This is a genomic window from Rhodococcus sp. PBTS 1 (assembly GCF_001620025.1).
Classification (GTDB): domain Bacteria; phylum Actinomycetota; class Actinomycetes; order Mycobacteriales; family Mycobacteriaceae; genus Rhodococcoides; species Rhodococcoides kroppenstedtii.
This window is the reverse complement of record NZ_CP015219.1, coordinates 1,430,168-1,445,426: the sequence shown is the minus strand read 5'-3', so window position 1 is coordinate 1,445,426 and position 15,259 is coordinate 1,430,168. Positions and strand designations below refer to the sequence as shown.

The window sequence follows — 15,259 nt, the reverse complement described above, 5'->3', positions numbered from 1 at the left end:
CTCAGTTGGGATCGGTGGTGTCGCCGACGGCGATGACGGCGATGAGGTCGCCACCTTCGACGCGAGCCACCCCCGACAGGGCGATGCGAGTGATGGTGCCCGACCGTGGTGCGGTGACCGCGGCCTCCATCTTCATCGCCTCGATCGTCGCCACGGTCTCTCCCGCCGCCACACTGTCGCCCTCCTTCGCCACCAGGGTGACCACCCCGGCGAACGGCGCCGCCAGATGCGACGGATCCCCCGGGTCGGCCTTCTCGGTGGTCGGGACGTCGGCGGAGATGGAGCGGTCCCGCACCGACACCGGACGCAACTGCCCGTTGAGGATGCACATCACCGTCCGCATCCCCGCCTCGTCGGGCTCGCTGATCGCCTCGAGCCCGATCAGCAACTCCACCCCCTTCTCGAGCTTCACCCGGTGCTCGTCGCCCTGGCGGAGCCCGTAGAAGAACTGGTTGGCCGACAACCCGGAGGTGTCCCCGTACTTCTCGCGGTGCTCGGCCAACTCCTTCGCCGGACCGGGGAAGAGCAGGTGGTTGAGCCGGTCACGCCGCTCGGCCGAGGTGCCCGCGAGCAGCACCTCGTCCTGCGTGGTGAGCGTCGCCTCCCCCCGCCCCGGGCCGCGCCCGGCGAGGGCGGTCTTCCGGAACGGCTCCGGCCACCCCCCGGCCGGGGTGCCGAGATCGCCCCGCAGGAATCCGATGACACTGTCGGGGATGTCGAAGCGGCCCGGGTCGGCGGCGAAGTCCTCCATCGACACCCCCGCCCCCACGAGGTGCAGCGCCAGGTCGCCCACCACCTTCGAGCTGGGGGTGACCTTGATCAACCGACCCAGCAACCGGTCCGCGTCGGCATAGGCCTTCTCCACCGCCTCGAATCGATCCCCCAACCCGAGGGCGATGGCCTGCTGACGCAGGTTCGACAGCTGCCCGCCGGGGATCTCGTGGGTGTAGACCCGCCCCGTCGGCGACGGCAACCCCGACTCGAACGGCGCGTACACCTTGCGAACCGCCTCCCAGTACGGCTCGAGATCGCACACCGCGGCCAGGTCCAATCCGGTGTCGCGCTCGGAGTGCGCCGCCGCGGCCACGATCGCCGACAGCGCGGGCTGACTGGTGGTGCCCGCCATCGACGCCGACGCCCCGTCGACGGCGTCCGCCCCCGCCTGCCACGCCGCGAGGTACGTGGCCAACTGCCCACCCGGCGTGTCGTGGGTGTGCACGTGCACCGGCAGGTCGAACTCCTTGCGCAGCGCCGTCACCAGGGTGGTCGCAGCGGGAGCGCGGAGCAGTCCGGCCATGTCCTTGATCGCCAGCACGTGCGCCCCGGCGTCGACGATCTGCTCCGCCAGACGCAGGTAGTAGTCGAGGGTGTAGAGATCCTCGGCCGGGTTCGACAGATCCCCGGTATACGACATCGCCACCTCGGCGATCGTGGTGCCGGTGGCGCGGACCGCGTCGATGGCCGGGCGCATCTGATCGACGTTGTTCAGTGCATCGAAGATGCGGAAGATGTCCACGCCCGTCGCCGCGGCCTCCTCGACGAACGCCGAGGTGACCCGCTCCGGGTAGGGGGTGTAGCCGACGGTGTTGCGTCCTCGCAGCAGCATCTGCAGCGCGATGTTCGGGACCGCCTCTCGCAGCGCGGCGAGCCGTTCCCACGGATCCTCGTGCAGGAACCTGAGCGCCACGTCGTACGTCGCGCCGCCCCAACACTCGATCGACAGCAGCTCCGGGGTGGTGCGCGCGACGTAGGGGGCGACCATCAGCAGCCCCGAGGTGCGCACCCGCGTGGCCAGCAGCGACTGGTGCGCGTCACGGAACGTGGTGTCGGTGACGCCCAACGCCTTTCGGTCGCGTAGATCGCGAGCGAAGCCCTCCGGTCCGAGCTCGAGCAGGCGCTGGCGCGATCCGTCGGGCGGCGCCACGGACAGGTCGACGTTCGGAAGCTTGTCCTGGGGATACACCGTGCTCGGGCGTTCACCGTGCGGCTTGTTCACGGTCACGTCCGCGAGGTATCGCAGGATCTTGGTGCCGCGGTCCGCCGACGAGCGGGCCGCCAACAGCTCCGGGCGCTCCTCGATGAACGACGTGGTGACATTGCCCGCCCGGAAGTCCGGTTCCTGCAACAGACCCTGCAGGAACCCGATGTTGGTGGACACGCCGCGGATACGGAACTCGGCCAACGCTCGCCGCGATCGCGCGACCGCGTCCTCGAACGTACGTCCGCGACAGGTCAGCTTCACGAGCATCGAGTCGAAGTAGGCGCTCACCTCGGCACCCAGGGTGGTTCCCCCGTCGAGTCGGATGCCCGCTCCGCCCGGCGTGCGGTACGCCGTGATGCGACCGGTGTCCGGCCGGAAGCCGTTGGCCGGATCCTCCGTGGTGATGCGGCACTGCATCGCGGCACCGCGGATGCGCATGTCCTCCTGCCGCAGTCCCAGGTCCTCGAGCGACTCCCCCGACGCGATCCGCAACTGCGACTGCACCAGGTCCACGTCGGTGATCTCCTCGGTCACCGTGTGCTCGACCTGGATGCGCGGATTCATCTCGATGAACACGTGGTTGCCGTCGCGATCGACCAGGAATTCGACCGTCCCGGCGCACGAGTATCCGATCTCCTTCGCGAATGCCACTGCGTCACTGCACAACCGCTCGCGCAGCGCCGCCGAGATGTTCGGCGCCGGCGCGAGCTCCACCACCTTCTGGTGACGGCGCTGCACACTGCAATCGCGCTCGAACAGGTGCATCACGTTGCCGTGCGTGTCCGCCAGGATCTGCACCTCGATGTGACGCGGCTCGACCACGGCCTGCTCGAGGAAGACCGTTCCGTCCCCGAACGCCGACTCCGCCTCGCGCGACGCCGCCTCGATCGACTCCCGCAGACTCGACGGATCCGACACCCGCCGCATGCCCCGACCGCCGCCGCCGGCGACGGCCTTGACGAACACCGGGAACGTCATCGACTCGGACGCCGACATCAGTTCCTCGACGTCCGCCGACGGCTCCGAGGACGCCAGCACCGGCAGACCCGCTGCCTTCGCCGCGGCGACCGCCCGCGCCTTGTTTCCCGTCAGCTCGAGCACCTCGGCCGACGGACCGACGAACGTGATGCCTGCTGCCGCGCAGGACGCCGCCAGTTCAGGATTCTCCGAGAGGAATCCGTATCCGGGGTACACCGCGTCCGCACCCGCCCGCACCGCCGCGTCGACGATGAGATCGACCGACAGGTAGTTGCGCACCGGATGACCCGGCTCCCCGATCTCGTACGCCTCGTCGGCCTTGGTGCGATGCACCGAGTTGCGGTCCTCGAACGGGAACACCGCCACCGTGTCCGCACCCAGCTCGTACGCCGCACGAAAGCCGCGGATCGCGATCTCGCCGCGATTGGCCACCAACACCTTGCTGAACATGTGCGTCAACCTACTTTCCGTACGGCCATCGGGGGGGTCATGCCTTGTCGAGGAAGTCCACGCGGGTCGCATCCCACGCCGAGCGCATCATGCCCGCCAAACCGGGATGGCGGGTCAGTCCGGGATCTTCCGCCACCACGCGCTGCGCGAATTCTCGTGCGGCCACGATGATGTCGAGGTGATCGAGCACCGAGAGCAAGCGAAGATTGCTGCGCGTGCCCGACTGGTCGGCGCCGAGCACGTTGCCTTCCCGGCGCTGGCGGAGGTCGAGCAGGGCGAGCTCGAATCCGTCGGTCGTCCCGGCCACCGCCTGCAACCGGTTCAGAGACGGTGAGTGCGGCCCCACGTCGGTGACCAGGATGCACAACCCCGGGTGCCCGCCGCGGCCGACACGACCGCGCAGCTGGTGCAACTGACTGACCCCGAAGCGGTCGGCATCCATCACCACCATCGTGGTGGCATTGGGGACGTCCACGCCGACCTCGACGACCGTGGTGCAGACCAGGACGTCGATCTCGCCGTGGTCGAAGGCCGTCATGACGGCGTCCTTCTCGTCGGCGGGCAGGCGGCCGTGGAGCAGTCCCACCCGGACACCCGACAGCGGTCCCGACCGCAGCGCCTCGAACACGTCGAGGGCGGCGGCCGTGGTCGGTGCGTTCTCGTTCTCGTCCTCGCCCTCGTCCGACGCGGACCGACGGGAGGACTTCTTGGCTCGGCGCGGCGGTGGGGTGTCCTCGTCCTCGCCGATCCGCGAGCACACCACGTAGGCCTGGCGCCCGGCGGCCACCTCTTCCGTGATGCGTGCCCAGGCTCGCTCCACCCAGCGCGGATGGGACCGGGCCGGGACCACCGAAGTCGCGATCGGGGACCGGCCGCGCGGGAGTTCGCGCAGCGTCGAGGTGTCCAGGTCCCCCAGCGTGGTCATCGCGATGGTGCGCGGGATCGGCGTCGCGGTCATGACCAGCAGGTGTGGGCTGATGTCACCACGCGCCTTGGCGCGCAGCATGTCTCGCTGCTCGACGCCGAATCGGTGCTGCTCGTCGACCACGACCATCCCGAGGTCGAAGAACGACACGGACTCCTGGATGAGCGCGTGCGTGCCGATCACGATGCCGGCGTCCCCGCTGACCACCGCGAGCAGTGCCGCCCGCCGCGCAGCCGTCGACATCGAGCCGGTCAACAGCACCACTCGGGTCGCGTGCTCCGGCGCCCCCAGTTCACCCGCCGTCGCCAGCGCACCGAGCTGAGCCGTGATCGACCGATGGTGTTGCGTCGCGAGCACTTCGGTGGGTGCGAGCAGCGCGCACTGATATCCGGCGTCGAGAACCTGCAGCATGGCGCGCAACGCCACGATGGTCTTGCCGGAACCCACCTCGCCCTGGAGCAGCCGGTTCATCGGATGCGGAGCGGAGAGATCGGTCCCGATCTCCTCCGCGACCGTTCTCTGACCGTCGGTGAGCTCGAACGGCAGGTCGTCGTCGAACGCCGCCGCCAGACCGTCGCGCCGGGGCGGACAGGCGGGCGCCGGCCGCGCGGCCGCCGATTGCCGACGGGTGGCCAGGACCAACTGCACGGCGGCGGCCTCGTCGAACCGGAGGCGATGGCGCGCGGCCTCGGCGTCGTCCTTCGACGCCGGGAAGTGGACGGCGCGCAGCGCATGGTCGAGGGGAGACAGTGCTTCCTGCGCCCGGACCACGTCGGGCAACGGGTCCTCGACGGGGTCGAGGTCCTCGAGAACCCTGCGGGTGCACCACAGGATGTCCCAGGATTCGATGCCCGCCGCCGCCGGATACACGGGAAGGAAGGGCAGCGCACGGACCGCAGCGTCCATGGCCTGACCCACTCCTCGACGCGGCCCGGCCGAGGCGTCGCCGCGCGAGATCAGATCCGACTCGTCGTCGTCGAGCACGAGGTACCGGGGGTGACTCAGACTCCACTTCGAGCGCCAGTACTTCACGGTGCCCGAGAACATCACCCGCTGGTCCTTCTTGATGGCGTGCTTCACGCGGGCCCCGTTGAAGAAGGTGGCCTTGACGTGCTGCCCGTCGCAGTCGATGGTGACCTCGAGCACGCTGATGCCGCGCTTGCCGCGGCGGGGGAAGAGCTCGCACTTGTCCACCCTGCCGACCACGGTGACGTGGTCGCCCTCGTACGGGTCGGTGGACCCCAGGCCGCTGCCCTGCGAGACGTAGCGCGACGGGACGTAGCGCAGCAGGTCCCCGACGGTGATCAGCTCGAACGACTCCTCCAGGGCGCGGGCCACACCCGTCTCGAGCACGGCGCTCAGCCGGTCGTCGAAATGTGTCACCGCACCCCTGTCCGTCCTACCGGCATCGCTGTCCTGCCGACCCTCGACCTCGACGGCCCTCCGTCGATCGCGTGCTCGGCATCCTCTCACCCGGTACCGTCACGGTCGTTCGCCACGCTCCGCCGTGACCCCGGTTTGGCCTGACGGGTCCCTGGCGCTAGTCTTGCAGGGTTGCGTTCGCCGGTTCGGCATGTCCGGATGTGCTGCGGACGCGAAGCTTCACCCCCTCATGATGTCCTGCAGTACCGATCGCGGCGCGCCGCATCGGTCTCACCACGAAGACCAAGGAGTTCGCGACTATGGCTGCCGTCTGCGACGTTTGCGCCAAGGGACCCGGCTTCGGTAAGTCGGTTTCGCACTCGCACCGCCGTACCAACCGTCGCTGGAACCCCAACATCCAGACCGTCCGTGCACAGGTCGCGCCGGGCAACACCCGCCGCCTCAACGTGTGCACCTCGTGCCTCAAGGCCGGCAAGGTGGTCCGGGGCTGACGTTCCCGCACGTTCCGAATCATCGGCGCTGCCCGACACCCTCGGTGTCGGGCAGCGCCGTTTTCGCGTTCCCGGCGGGTCGCCGACGTGACCGGTCCGGTTAGGGTCGGACGATGAGCATCGAGGAGACAGCCCCGACCGAGCCTCCCGTCGCCGTCCAGGACGGCGTGCTGCGCGTGCGCGTGGCCGCCCCCGGATCGGGCAGCGTGCTCGACGGTCACGCGATGGACGACGGCGCGAGGGCATTGGAATCCCTCGACGCCTCGGTCGGCGCGATTCTCTTGGTCGGCGGGGCCACCAACTTCTGCGGCGGTGGCGACGTCGCCGCCTTTCATGCGGCGCCCGAGCGCGGCGTATTCGTCCACCAGCTCGCCGACCGATTCCATCGGTTCGTCCGCGCTCTCGCGGCGGCACCGGTTCCGGTGGTGGCCGGTGTCCCCGGGTGGGCTGCCGGTGCCGGCATGTCGCTGGTGTGCCACACCGACATCGCCATCGGTGGTCGCTCGACCAAGCTCCGACCGGCCTATCCCGCCCTCGGCTTCACCCCGGACGGTGGACTGACCTGGGCCCTGCCCCGCATCGTCGGGGTCCGCCGCGCCCGCGACATCCTGTTGACCGACGCGGTGCTGGGGTCGGACGAGGCCAACCGCCTCGGACTGCTCACCCGACTCGTCGGCGACGACGTCATCGTGTCGGAGGCAGAGCGGCTGGCGCGGACGCTCGCCGCCGGACCGACCGCCACGGTTCGCCGCACCAAGGAGTTGCTGCTGGCGTCCGCCGGGGCGAGCCTCGACGAGCAACTGGACGCCGAGACCGCCGCCATCACCGCGTCGGCGGATTCCCCGGACGGCATCGAGGGCGTGGACGCCTTCGTCGAGAAGCGGCGACCGAGCTTCGGGCGATGACGGTGCGACCGACCGCGCCCTAGGGCAACCGCCAGTCGACGGGGCGCTCCCCCATCGCGACGAGGTGGCCGTTCACGGTGCTGAACGGGCGGGAGCCGAAGAATCCTCGCGACGCGGAGAGCGGCGACGGGTGAACGGACGAGACGATCGGCGTCGAGCCGAGAAGCGGTGCGGCCGTGGCGGCGTCGCGACCCCAGAGCACGGCGACCAGCGGCCGCCCCCGCTCGGCGAGCGCGGTGATCGCGCACGCGGTGATCGCTTCCCACCCGGCGCGACGATGCGAGGCCGCGGCACCGGGTCGGACCGTGAGCACCCGATTGAGCAGCAGCACACCGCGATCCGCCCACGGTGTGAGATCGCCGGTGGTCGGTCGGGGCAGATCGAGATCCGCGACGTACTCGGTGAAGACGTTGTGCAGGCTCCGCGGTACGGGGGCGACGTCGGGAGCGACCGAGAAGCTCAGCCCCACTGCGTGTCCCGGAGTCGGATAGGGATCCTGGCCGACGAGCAGGACACGGACGTCGTCGAACGGGCGCTCGAAGGCGCGCAGCACGTTCTCCGGCGCGGGCAGCACCTCTCGGCCCTCGGCGATCTCGGCGTCGACGAAGTCCGCCATCGACGCCAGCCGGTCCGCCACCGGTTCGAGCGCTCGAGCCCAGCCGGGGTCGATCGGTCCGAACGTCATGCGGCGCCCGCCGTGCCGAGGTCCTTCACCATGCACACCGACTGCTCCTCGTGTCTGTACAACCCTAACTTCGGCACCAGCGGTCGGTATCCGCTCGAGGTGTAGAGCCCTATGGCTTCGGGCTGCCGCAGGCCCGTCTCCAACACGAGCCGGCCCCGTCCGGCCGCGGCGGCCGAGTCCTCGATCGCGTGGAGCAACGCCCGCGCCGCTCCCCGCCCCCGGGCCCGCGGGCGGACGTACATGCGTTTGATCTCCGCATCCCCCGGCAACAACCCCGCGGCTTCCGGGCCGTCGTCGTGTCCCCGCCATCCACCCATTCCGACCGCTCCCTCGGCGTCGCCGACGACGAACAGCAGCCCGACGGGCGGCATGAATTCCTCGACGCGCAGCGGCGTGGAATCCGGTCCTCCGTAACGGCGGACGTACTCCTGTTGGACCTCGTCGATCATCTCGATCACCTCCGGATCGTCGAGGCGCGCGGGTCGCGGCGTCAGAAACTCGTCCATCCGCGCACCCCCGTCCACTCGGATCCGTCGACGGTCACGCTGCCCGCGCCCTCCGCGCCGTTCTTCTCGCCGCCCTCCATGACACTCCCGACGACGGTCCACCCCGACGGCAGTGCGGTGTCCGCCGGGAACGTGGCCAGCAGCACGTGATCCTCTCCCCCGCCGAGCACCCAGTCGAGGACGTCGGCGCCCAGTTCCGTTGCCGCCTCCCGCAGCGCGGGCGGGACCGGCAGACGAGCGGACTCGACGGCGAGCACGACGCCCGACGCGACCGCCAGGTGCGCGGCGTCCGCGAGCAGTCCGTCCGAGACGTCGCACATCGCCGTCGCACCCGCCCGCGCGGCCGCCGGACCGGCGTCGTAGTCGGGCTGCGGAACACGATGCGCCGCCAGCAGATCGGGGTGGTCCTCGACCTCGGCCACGAACAGTGCGTACCCGGCGGCGGACGACCCGGTGGGGCCGGACACCGCCAGGACGTCGCCGGGCCGGGCGCCGTCGCGACGGATCGGCGACGCGCCCGCGAGATCGCCCACCGCCGTGACCGAGACGACGAGGTGGTCGCCGGCCGTCACGTCACCGCCGACGACGGCGCCTCCGGCCCTGCTCGCCTCGTCCCACAACCCGGCGTTCAGGTCCTCCGCCTCCGCGACCGTCAGGTCGGCCGGGCAGGACAGCGCCACCACGAATGCGGTGGACCGGGCCCCCATGGCGGCGATGTCGGCGCCGTTCTGCGCAATGGCCTTGCGGCCGATGTCCCGCGGGCCGGACCAGTCCCGGCGGAAATGGCGTCCCTCGACGAGCATGTCGGTGGTGATCACGACGCGTCCGTCGGCCGCGGTGACGACGGCCGCGTCGTCCCCCGGTCCGAGGAGCACGGAATCGGGGTAGGTCCGCCCGGCGGTGACCCGGGCGATCAGACCGAACTCGCCGAGGCTGTCCACGGGAGGGGACGTCTCGGCGTCGTCGGGGGTGGTGGGGGTGTCGCGACTCACGACGGCAGGAGTCCCTTCGCGGAGGTCTCGGCGGACCGGAAACGGCGCGCGCTGCGCCGAGGTCCATCGTCGCGCACCGAGGCGCGTCGCCGGGTGCGGGGGTGGCGGTCGGCGGTCGCGTAGCGTCGAGCGTCGACGACAGGACGATCGACGACGGGTGGTGGCACGGTGAGCAGCGACGAGACCGACGACCGGAGGCACCCGGCCTTGGTGGCCACGGCCATCGCCCTCCCCGTCGCCCTGGTGGTCGGAGTGATCGTCGCGGCGGTGCTCGCGACCCGCGCACCCGAGCAGGGCCCGGTGGCCCTCGGCACCGTGCCCGCCCCCGATGCCGAGTCGGCCGACTGCGCGTCGTTGCTCGGTGCGCTGCCCGGCGAGTTCGACTCCTTCACCCGCGCGGCACTGGTCGATCCGGCCCCGGCCGGCGCAGCCGCCTGGCAGTCCCCCGACGTCGCCGAGCCGGTGGTGCTGCGGTGCGGACTGGAGCGCCCGGCCGAGTTCGATCAAGCCTCGCGTCTGGACGTGATCGACGACGTGCAGTGGTTCCCGGTGTCGGGCGACGCCCAGGGCATCGACGCCACCACCTGGTACGCGGTGGACCGCCCGGTCTACGTCGCCGTGACCGTACCGACGGGGACGGGACCCACGCCGCTGCAGACGATCACGGCCGTCGTCTCGCAGACTCTCGCCGCCGGTCCGATCGATCCGAACCCGATCAACTAGCGCAGGCCGGTACCGCGCGCCAACGCCGTCTCGACGAGGGTGCCCACGAGGTGCGCGTAGTCGATGCCCGCGGCCTCCCACATGCGCGGGTACATCGAGATCGACGTGAAGCCGGGCATGGTGTTGATCTCGTTGATCACGGGGCCGTCGTCGGTGACGAAGAAGTCGACCCGCGCGAGCCCCTGGCAGTCGAGCGCCCGGAAGGCCGCGACGGCGATCTCCCGGATGCGATCGGATGTCGCGTCGTCCAGCCGGGCCGGGATGTCGAACTCGCACACATCGTCGAGATACTTCGAGTCGAAGTCGTAGAAGGCGTCGTCACGGTCGGAGTCCGGCATACGGATCTCGGCGACCACACTCGCGGATACCGACCCGTCGGGCATCTCGAGGACACCGCACTCCACCTCGCGGCCGACGACGGCGGCCTCGACGACCACCTTCGGATCGTGTTCGCGGGCCGCGCGGACGGCCGCATCGAGGTCGGCCCAGTCGGTGACGCGGCTGATGCCGATGGACGATCCACCGCGGGCGGGTTTGACGAAGACCGGCAGCCCGAGGCTCTCCCGCTCGGCAGCGTCCAGGGTGTCGCGATCCCGGCGCAGCACCACCTGGCGACCGATGGGCAGCCCCTCGGCGGCCAGCAGCTTCTTGGTGAATTCCTTGTCCATCGCCGCGGCGCTCGCGAGGACTCCCGGGCCCACGTAGGGCACTCCGGCGACCTCGAAGAGGCCCTGCACCGTGCCGTCCTCGCCGTACGCACCGTGCAGGACGGGGAAGACGACGTCGACGGTCTCGGTGGTCTCGGCGCCCGCGGAGGACATCCGGCCGGGGTCGGCGGCGTCGACGGTCAGCGCGAGCGGTTCGGCGTCCTCTACCGTCGGCATCGCGCGATCGAGGATGCGCAGCCGCTCCGGATCGGCCGTACCCCGGACCCAGGTGCCCGACCGGGTGATGCCGACGGGCACGACGTCGAAACGCTCGGGGTCGAGATGGCGCATGATGCTGCCGGCGGACACGCACGACACCGCGTGCTCGTTGCTGCGGCCGCCGTAGACGACGGCCACCCTGATGCGCTCACTCACGTGAGCACCGTACCCGTCCGGGTCACTCCGGCTTGTGACGCCGCCCCAACAGTCCGTGCACCGCGCCCTGAACCGACAGACCCTCGTGACAGACCCGATGGACGGCATCGGTGAGCGGCATTTCGACGTCGTACGCCTCCGCGAGAGCGCGAATCGACGTGCAGGACTTGACCCCTTCGGCGACCTGCCCGTGCGCCGCCTCCTGCGCGCTCTCGAGGGTGCCGCCCGCACCGAGGTTCTCGCCGAACGTGCGGTTGCGCGACAACGGCGACGAGCAGGTGGCGACGAGATCACCGACGCCGGCGAGACCGGCGAGCGTCGACGGATTGGCTCCCAGCGCGACGCCGAGCCGGGTGACCTCGGCGAGGCCGCGAGTGATGATGCTGGCGACGGAGTTGGTCCCGAATCCGACCCCGGCGGCCATGCCGCACGCGAGGGCGATCACGTTCTTGCACGCACCGCCGATCTCGCAGCCGATCACGTCGGAGTTGGTGTAGGGGCGGAAGTACTTGGTGGCGCACGCCGCCTGCAGCGCGATGGCGCGGTTAGAGTCCGGGCAAGCGATGACCGTGGCCGTCGGCTGCTCCGCGGCGATCTCCTTGGCCAGGTTCGGCCCCGACAGCGTGCCCACCCGCGACGGATCGGCACCGGTGACCTGACACACCACCTGTGTCATGCGCATGAGCGTGCCGGTCTCGATGCCCTTCGCGAGCGAGAGCAACGTCACGTCGTCGCCGATGAGCGGCGCCCACTCGACGAGGTTCTCCCGCAACGACTGGGACGGCACCGCGAGGACCACCGTGCAGGCACCGTTCAGGGCGACCGCCGCGTCGTGGGTGGCTCGAATACCGTGCGGCAACGGCACACCGGGCAGGTAGTCCGGGTTCTCGTGGTCCTCGGCGATGGACCGCGCGAGCTCCTCGCGCCGCGCCCACATGGTGACCTCGGTGCCGGCGTCGGCCAGGACCTTCGCGAATGCCGTACCCCAGGAACCGGACCCGAGCACCGCTGCCTTCACCATCGCCGAGCCTCCGAGCGTCGTCTCCCCCGACCGCGGGGCTCCGCCGATCGTGGTGCACACAGTAGCCATCCGGGCCGCCGTCCGGGCCGCCATCCGGGACCGCGTTCCGAACGAGTCCGGGCAGCACTGGCAGGATCGACGATCATGACCACGTCGCCGCACACCGGGACCCCGGCCGCGCCCGACGACCCGGATTCCCGTGTGCACGTCGTGCTGGCGGTGAAGAATCTCGCGGGCGCGAAGAGCCGGTTGGCCACCGCTTTGCCGGGATCGCGCCGGGCGGACCTGGTGGTGGCCATGCTGCTCGACACGGCCACGGCCGCCGCGTCGTCGTCGTTGGTCGTCGGGTGGTCGGTGGTGACGCCCGACCCACGGGTCGCGGACGCCGCAGCGCGGGCGGGCGCGACGACGGTGTCGGAACCGGACTCGCCGGTGTCGGACCCCACCGCACCGGGCGGGGTCGACGGTCTCAACCGTGCGCTGAGCGCCGCGCACGACGCGGTGCGCGGGAGCGGAGTCGACGTCGTCGCGTTGGCGGCGGACCTCCCCGCTCTCACGACTGCGGAATTCGACGCGGCGTACCGGGCCGCGACGCCGACGGGTCGCTCGGTGGTGGCCGACCACACCGGGCTCGGCACGTCCGCTCTCGTCGTCCGTGGCTCGGGGGTCGATCTGCGTCCCCTCTTCGGGCCGGATTCGGCCGCGCGCCACGTCTCCTCGGGGGCCGTCGCCCTGACGGGATCGTGGCCGGGCCTGCGGCTGGACGTCGACACCGAGGACGACGTCCGTCGTGCCGTCGCTCTGGGGGTGGGCGACCGCACCCTCGCCGTGCTGACGAACGCCGGGTGGCCGGTGGGTGAACACCGATCGCGGCAGTGACCGGGTGCCCATCGACTCGATCGGTGAGGAATGATCGTGAGGGTGAGCGACAAGGTGAGCGAGACCCGCGACGACCCCACCGACGACGGCACGTGGAGTGCCCCGCTGGCCACGGGCCGATCCGCTGCCGGCGAGGGACGCGCGGCACCCGGTGCGCCACCCGCGGCGACGTCGGACACCGCCGTGCCGGTCGACGCCCTCCCCGAGGACCGCTACCTCAACCGCGAGCTCAGCTGGCTCGACTTCAACTCCCGCGTGCTCGCGCTGGCGGAGGACGCCTCCCTGCCGCTGCTCGAGCGGGCGAAGTTCCTGGCGATCTTCGCCAGCAACCTCGACGAGTTCTACATGGTCCGGGTCGCAGGCCTGAAGCGTCGTGACGAGACCGGGTTGTCGGTGCGGTCGGCGGACGGACTGTCGCCGCGCGAGCAACTCTCGCTGATCGCCAAGAGAACCCAGGAGATCGCCGAGCGGCACGCGCGCACCTTCCTCGACCGCATCGTGCCGGAGCTCGCGGCCGAGGGCATCGACATCGTGCGGTGGTCCGAGGTGACCGAGGACGAGCGCGTCCGCCTCACCGAGTACTTCAACAGCCAGGTGTTCCCGGTGCTCACGCCGCTGGCCGTGGACCCGGCCCACCCGTTCCCCTACATCAGCGGCCTGTCGCTCAACCTCGCTGTCACGGTGAAGGATTCGACGACAGGCGGCGAGCACTTCGCCCGCGTCAAGGTGCCGGACAACGTGGACCGCTTCGTGCAGCTGCGGCGCGGCGAGCCGACGTCGATTCCGGCGTTCCTCCCGATGGAGGAGCTGATCGCGGCCCACCTCGACGTCCTCTTCCCCGGCCTGCAGATCGTCGAGCATCACGCCTTCCGCATCACCCGCAACGCCGACTTCGAGGTCGAGGAGGACCGCGACGAGGACCTGCTGCAGGCCCTCGAGCGGGAGTTGGCGCGCCGACGCTTCGGGTCGCCCGTGCGCCTCGAGGTGGCCGACGACATGACCGACCACATGCTCGGACTGTTGTTGCGCGAGTTGGACGTCGACCCCGGTGACGTGATCCAGGTGCCCGGCCTGCTCGACCTGTCGTGCCTGTGGCAGGTGTACGGCGTCGACCGACCGATGCTCAAGGACGCGCCCTTCGTCCCCGCGACGCATTCGGCCTTCGGCGAGCGGGAAACACCCAAGAGCATCTTCTCCACCCTGCGCGACGGCGACGTGCTCCTCCATCACCCGTACGACTCGTTCTCCACCAGCGTGCAACGCTTCATCGAGCAGGCCGCCGCCGACCCGCACGTCCTGGCGATCAAGCAGACGCTCTACCGCACCTCCGGTGATTCGCCGATCGTCAACGCCCTCATCGCGGCGGCCGAGGCGGGCAAGCAGGTGGTGACCCTCGTGGAGATCAAGGCCCGCTTCGACGAGCAGGCCAACATCGCCTGGGCCCGCAAGCTCGAACAGGCGGGTGTGCACGTGGTCTACGGACTGGTGGGACTCAAGACGCACTGCAAGACCTGCCTGGTGGTGCGCCGGGAAGGGTCGACCATCCGGCGCTACTGCCACATCGGCACCGGCAACTACAACCCGAAGACGGCGCGCCTCTACGAGGACGTCGGCCTCATCACGGCGGACGAAGAGATCGGCGCCGACCTCACGGACCTGTTCAACTCCCTCACCGGATACTCGCGCAAGGAGAACTACCGCAACCTCCTGGTCGCCCCGTTCGGGGTGCGTGCCGGCATCGTCGACCGCATCGAGGCGGAGGTCCGAGCACACCGCGAGGGCCGCGACTCCCGCATCCGACTCAAGGCCAACGCGCTCGTCGACGAGCAGGTGATCGACGCGCTGTACTGGGCGTCGTCGGAGGGCGTGCGCGTCGAGGTCGTCGTCCGCGGCATCTGCGCTCTCAAGCCGGGTGTGCCGGGTCTGAGCGAGAACATCGAGGTGCGTTCCATTCTCGGCCGGTTCCTCGAGCACTCGCGCGTACTGCACTTCAAGGCGATCGACGAGTACTGGATCGGCAGCGCGGACATGATGCACCGCAACCTCGATCGCCGTGTCGAGGTCATGGCGCAGGTGCGCGACGGGCGTCTGACCGAGCAACTCGGAGCCATGCTCGACTCCGCGATGGACACGACCACGCGGTGCTGGGTGCTGCAGTCCGACGGGTCCTGGTCGGCGTCTCCGGCGAGCGGTGAGACGGTGCGCGATCACCAGGTCTCGCTCATGCGCCAGCGCCGCTACACCGGATCGTGAGCCGC

General features: G+C 70.5%; 12 protein-coding genes. 5 read left to right on the top strand and 7 right to left on the bottom strand.

Features of this window, described 5'->3' with window-relative positions; genetic code table 11:
• Position 1 precedes the first annotated feature (1 nt).
• Positions 2-3,409: a pyruvate carboxylase gene (locus A3Q40_RS06520; protein ID WP_068100600.1), complete on the bottom strand. Its 3,408-nt coding sequence runs from the start codon at positions 3,407-3,409 to the stop codon at positions 2-4.
• Between the two features lie 37 nt (positions 3,410-3,446).
• Positions 3,447-5,717: an ATP-dependent DNA helicase RecG gene (gene recG / locus A3Q40_RS06515; protein ID WP_068100598.1), complete on the bottom strand. Its 2,271-nt coding sequence runs from the start codon at positions 5,715-5,717 to the stop codon at positions 3,447-3,449.
• 299 nt (positions 5,718-6,016) lie between these two features.
• Here recG and rpmB point away from each other — a divergent pair, with 299 nt between their 5' ends.
• Together rpmB and A3Q40_RS06505 are read left to right on the top strand one after the other, a co-directional pair.
• Positions 6,017-6,208 (top strand): 50S ribosomal protein L28, encoded by a 192-nt coding sequence (rpmB, locus tag A3Q40_RS06510; RefSeq protein ID WP_068100597.1) that lies wholly within the window; start codon positions 6,017-6,019, stop codon positions 6,206-6,208.
• A 113-nt stretch (positions 6,209-6,321) separates the two neighbouring features.
• A complete protein-coding gene (locus A3Q40_RS06505; protein ID WP_068100591.1) occupies positions 6,322-7,113 on the top strand; it encodes an enoyl-CoA hydratase/isomerase family protein in 792 nt (263 codons plus the stop codon).
• Between the two features lie 19 nt (positions 7,114-7,132).
• On the opposite strand, the gene A3Q40_RS06500 is transcribed toward A3Q40_RS06505, so the two are convergent.
• The 3 genes from A3Q40_RS06500 to A3Q40_RS06490 are packed head-to-tail and all read right to left on the bottom strand — an operon-like array spanning position 7,133 to position 9,221.
• A complete protein-coding gene (locus tag A3Q40_RS06500; protein WP_068100589.1) occupies positions 7,133-7,798 on the bottom strand; it encodes a uracil-DNA glycosylase in 666 nt (221 codons plus the stop codon).
• A complete protein-coding gene (locus A3Q40_RS06495; RefSeq protein ID WP_068100587.1) occupies positions 7,795-8,304 on the bottom strand; it encodes a GNAT family N-acetyltransferase in 510 nt (169 codons plus the stop codon). Before A3Q40_RS06495 ends, A3Q40_RS06500 begins: the two co-directional genes overlap by 4 nt.
• Complete coding sequence (locus tag A3Q40_RS06490; RefSeq protein WP_068105454.1) at positions 8,289-9,221, bottom strand: thiamine-phosphate kinase; 933 nt, start codon at positions 9,219-9,221, stop codon at positions 8,289-8,291. Before A3Q40_RS06490 ends, A3Q40_RS06495 begins: the two co-directional genes overlap by 16 nt.
• A gap of 243 nt (positions 9,222-9,464) precedes the next feature.
• Between A3Q40_RS06490 and A3Q40_RS06480 the strand changes: the two genes are divergently transcribed.
• Complete coding sequence (locus A3Q40_RS06480; protein ID WP_068100583.1) at positions 9,465-10,019, top strand: DUF3515 domain-containing protein; 555 nt, start codon at positions 9,465-9,467, stop codon at positions 10,017-10,019.
• On the opposite strand, the gene A3Q40_RS06475 is transcribed toward A3Q40_RS06480, so the two are convergent.
• Together A3Q40_RS06475 and A3Q40_RS06470 are read right to left on the bottom strand one after the other, a co-directional pair.
• On the bottom strand, positions 10,016-11,101 hold the full coding sequence (locus A3Q40_RS06475) for a D-alanine--D-alanine ligase family protein (RefSeq protein WP_235606484.1): 1,086 nt from the start codon (positions 11,099-11,101) through the stop codon (positions 10,016-10,018). The genes A3Q40_RS06480 and A3Q40_RS06475 overlap by 4 nt on opposite strands.
• A 22-nt stretch (positions 11,102-11,123) precedes the next feature.
• The gene (locus tag A3Q40_RS06470) at positions 11,124-12,122 is read right to left on the bottom strand and encodes an NAD(P)H-dependent glycerol-3-phosphate dehydrogenase (RefSeq protein ID WP_068100581.1); all 999 of its coding nucleotides are present in this window, start codon (positions 12,120-12,122) and stop codon (positions 11,124-11,126) included.
• A gap of 144 nt (positions 12,123-12,266) precedes the next feature.
• Here A3Q40_RS06470 and cofC point away from each other — a divergent pair, with 144 nt between their 5' ends.
• Both cofC and A3Q40_RS06460 read left to right on the top strand, forming a co-directional pair.
• Positions 12,267-13,001 carry a 2-phospho-L-lactate guanylyltransferase gene (gene cofC / locus A3Q40_RS06465; RefSeq protein WP_069972913.1) on the top strand — a complete coding sequence of 245 codons (735 nt, stop codon included), beginning with the start codon at positions 12,267-12,269 and terminating at the stop codon, positions 12,999-13,001.
• Positions 13,002-13,031: 30 nt separating this feature from the next.
• Positions 13,032-15,254 carry an RNA degradosome polyphosphate kinase gene (locus tag A3Q40_RS06460; protein ID WP_082833793.1) on the top strand — a complete coding sequence of 741 codons (2,223 nt, stop codon included), beginning with the start codon at positions 13,032-13,034 and terminating at the stop codon, positions 15,252-15,254.
• The last annotated feature ends 5 nt before the right edge of the window (positions 15,255-15,259 follow it).

Excerpts from the sequence above, each read along its gene's own strand:
- A3Q40_RS06460 (WP_082833793.1), top strand. The coding sequence starts at position 13,032 with ATGATCGTGAGGGTGAGCGACAAGGTGAGCGAGACCCGCGACGACCCC.
- rpmB (WP_068100597.1), top strand. The coding sequence starts at position 6,017 with ATGGCTGCCGTCTGCGACGTTTGCGCCAAGGGACCCGGCTTCGGTAAG.
- A3Q40_RS06470 (WP_068100581.1), bottom strand. The coding sequence starts at position 12,122 with ATGGTGAAGGCAGCGGTGCTCGGGTCCGGTTCCTGGGGTACGGCATTC.
- A3Q40_RS06495 (WP_068100587.1), bottom strand. The coding sequence starts at position 8,304 with ATGGACGAGTTTCTGACGCCGCGACCCGCGCGCCTCGACGATCCGGAG.
- A3Q40_RS06505 (WP_068100591.1), top strand. The coding sequence starts at position 6,322 with ATGAGCATCGAGGAGACAGCCCCGACCGAGCCTCCCGTCGCCGTCCAG.
- A3Q40_RS06520 (WP_068100600.1), bottom strand. The coding sequence starts at position 3,409 with ATGTTCAGCAAGGTGTTGGTGGCCAATCGCGGCGAGATCGCGATCCGC.
- A3Q40_RS06500 (WP_068100589.1), bottom strand. The coding sequence starts at position 7,798 with ATGACGTTCGGACCGATCGACCCCGGCTGGGCTCGAGCGCTCGAACCG.
- cofC (WP_069972913.1), top strand. The coding sequence starts at position 12,267 with ATGACCACGTCGCCGCACACCGGGACCCCGGCCGCGCCCGACGACCCG.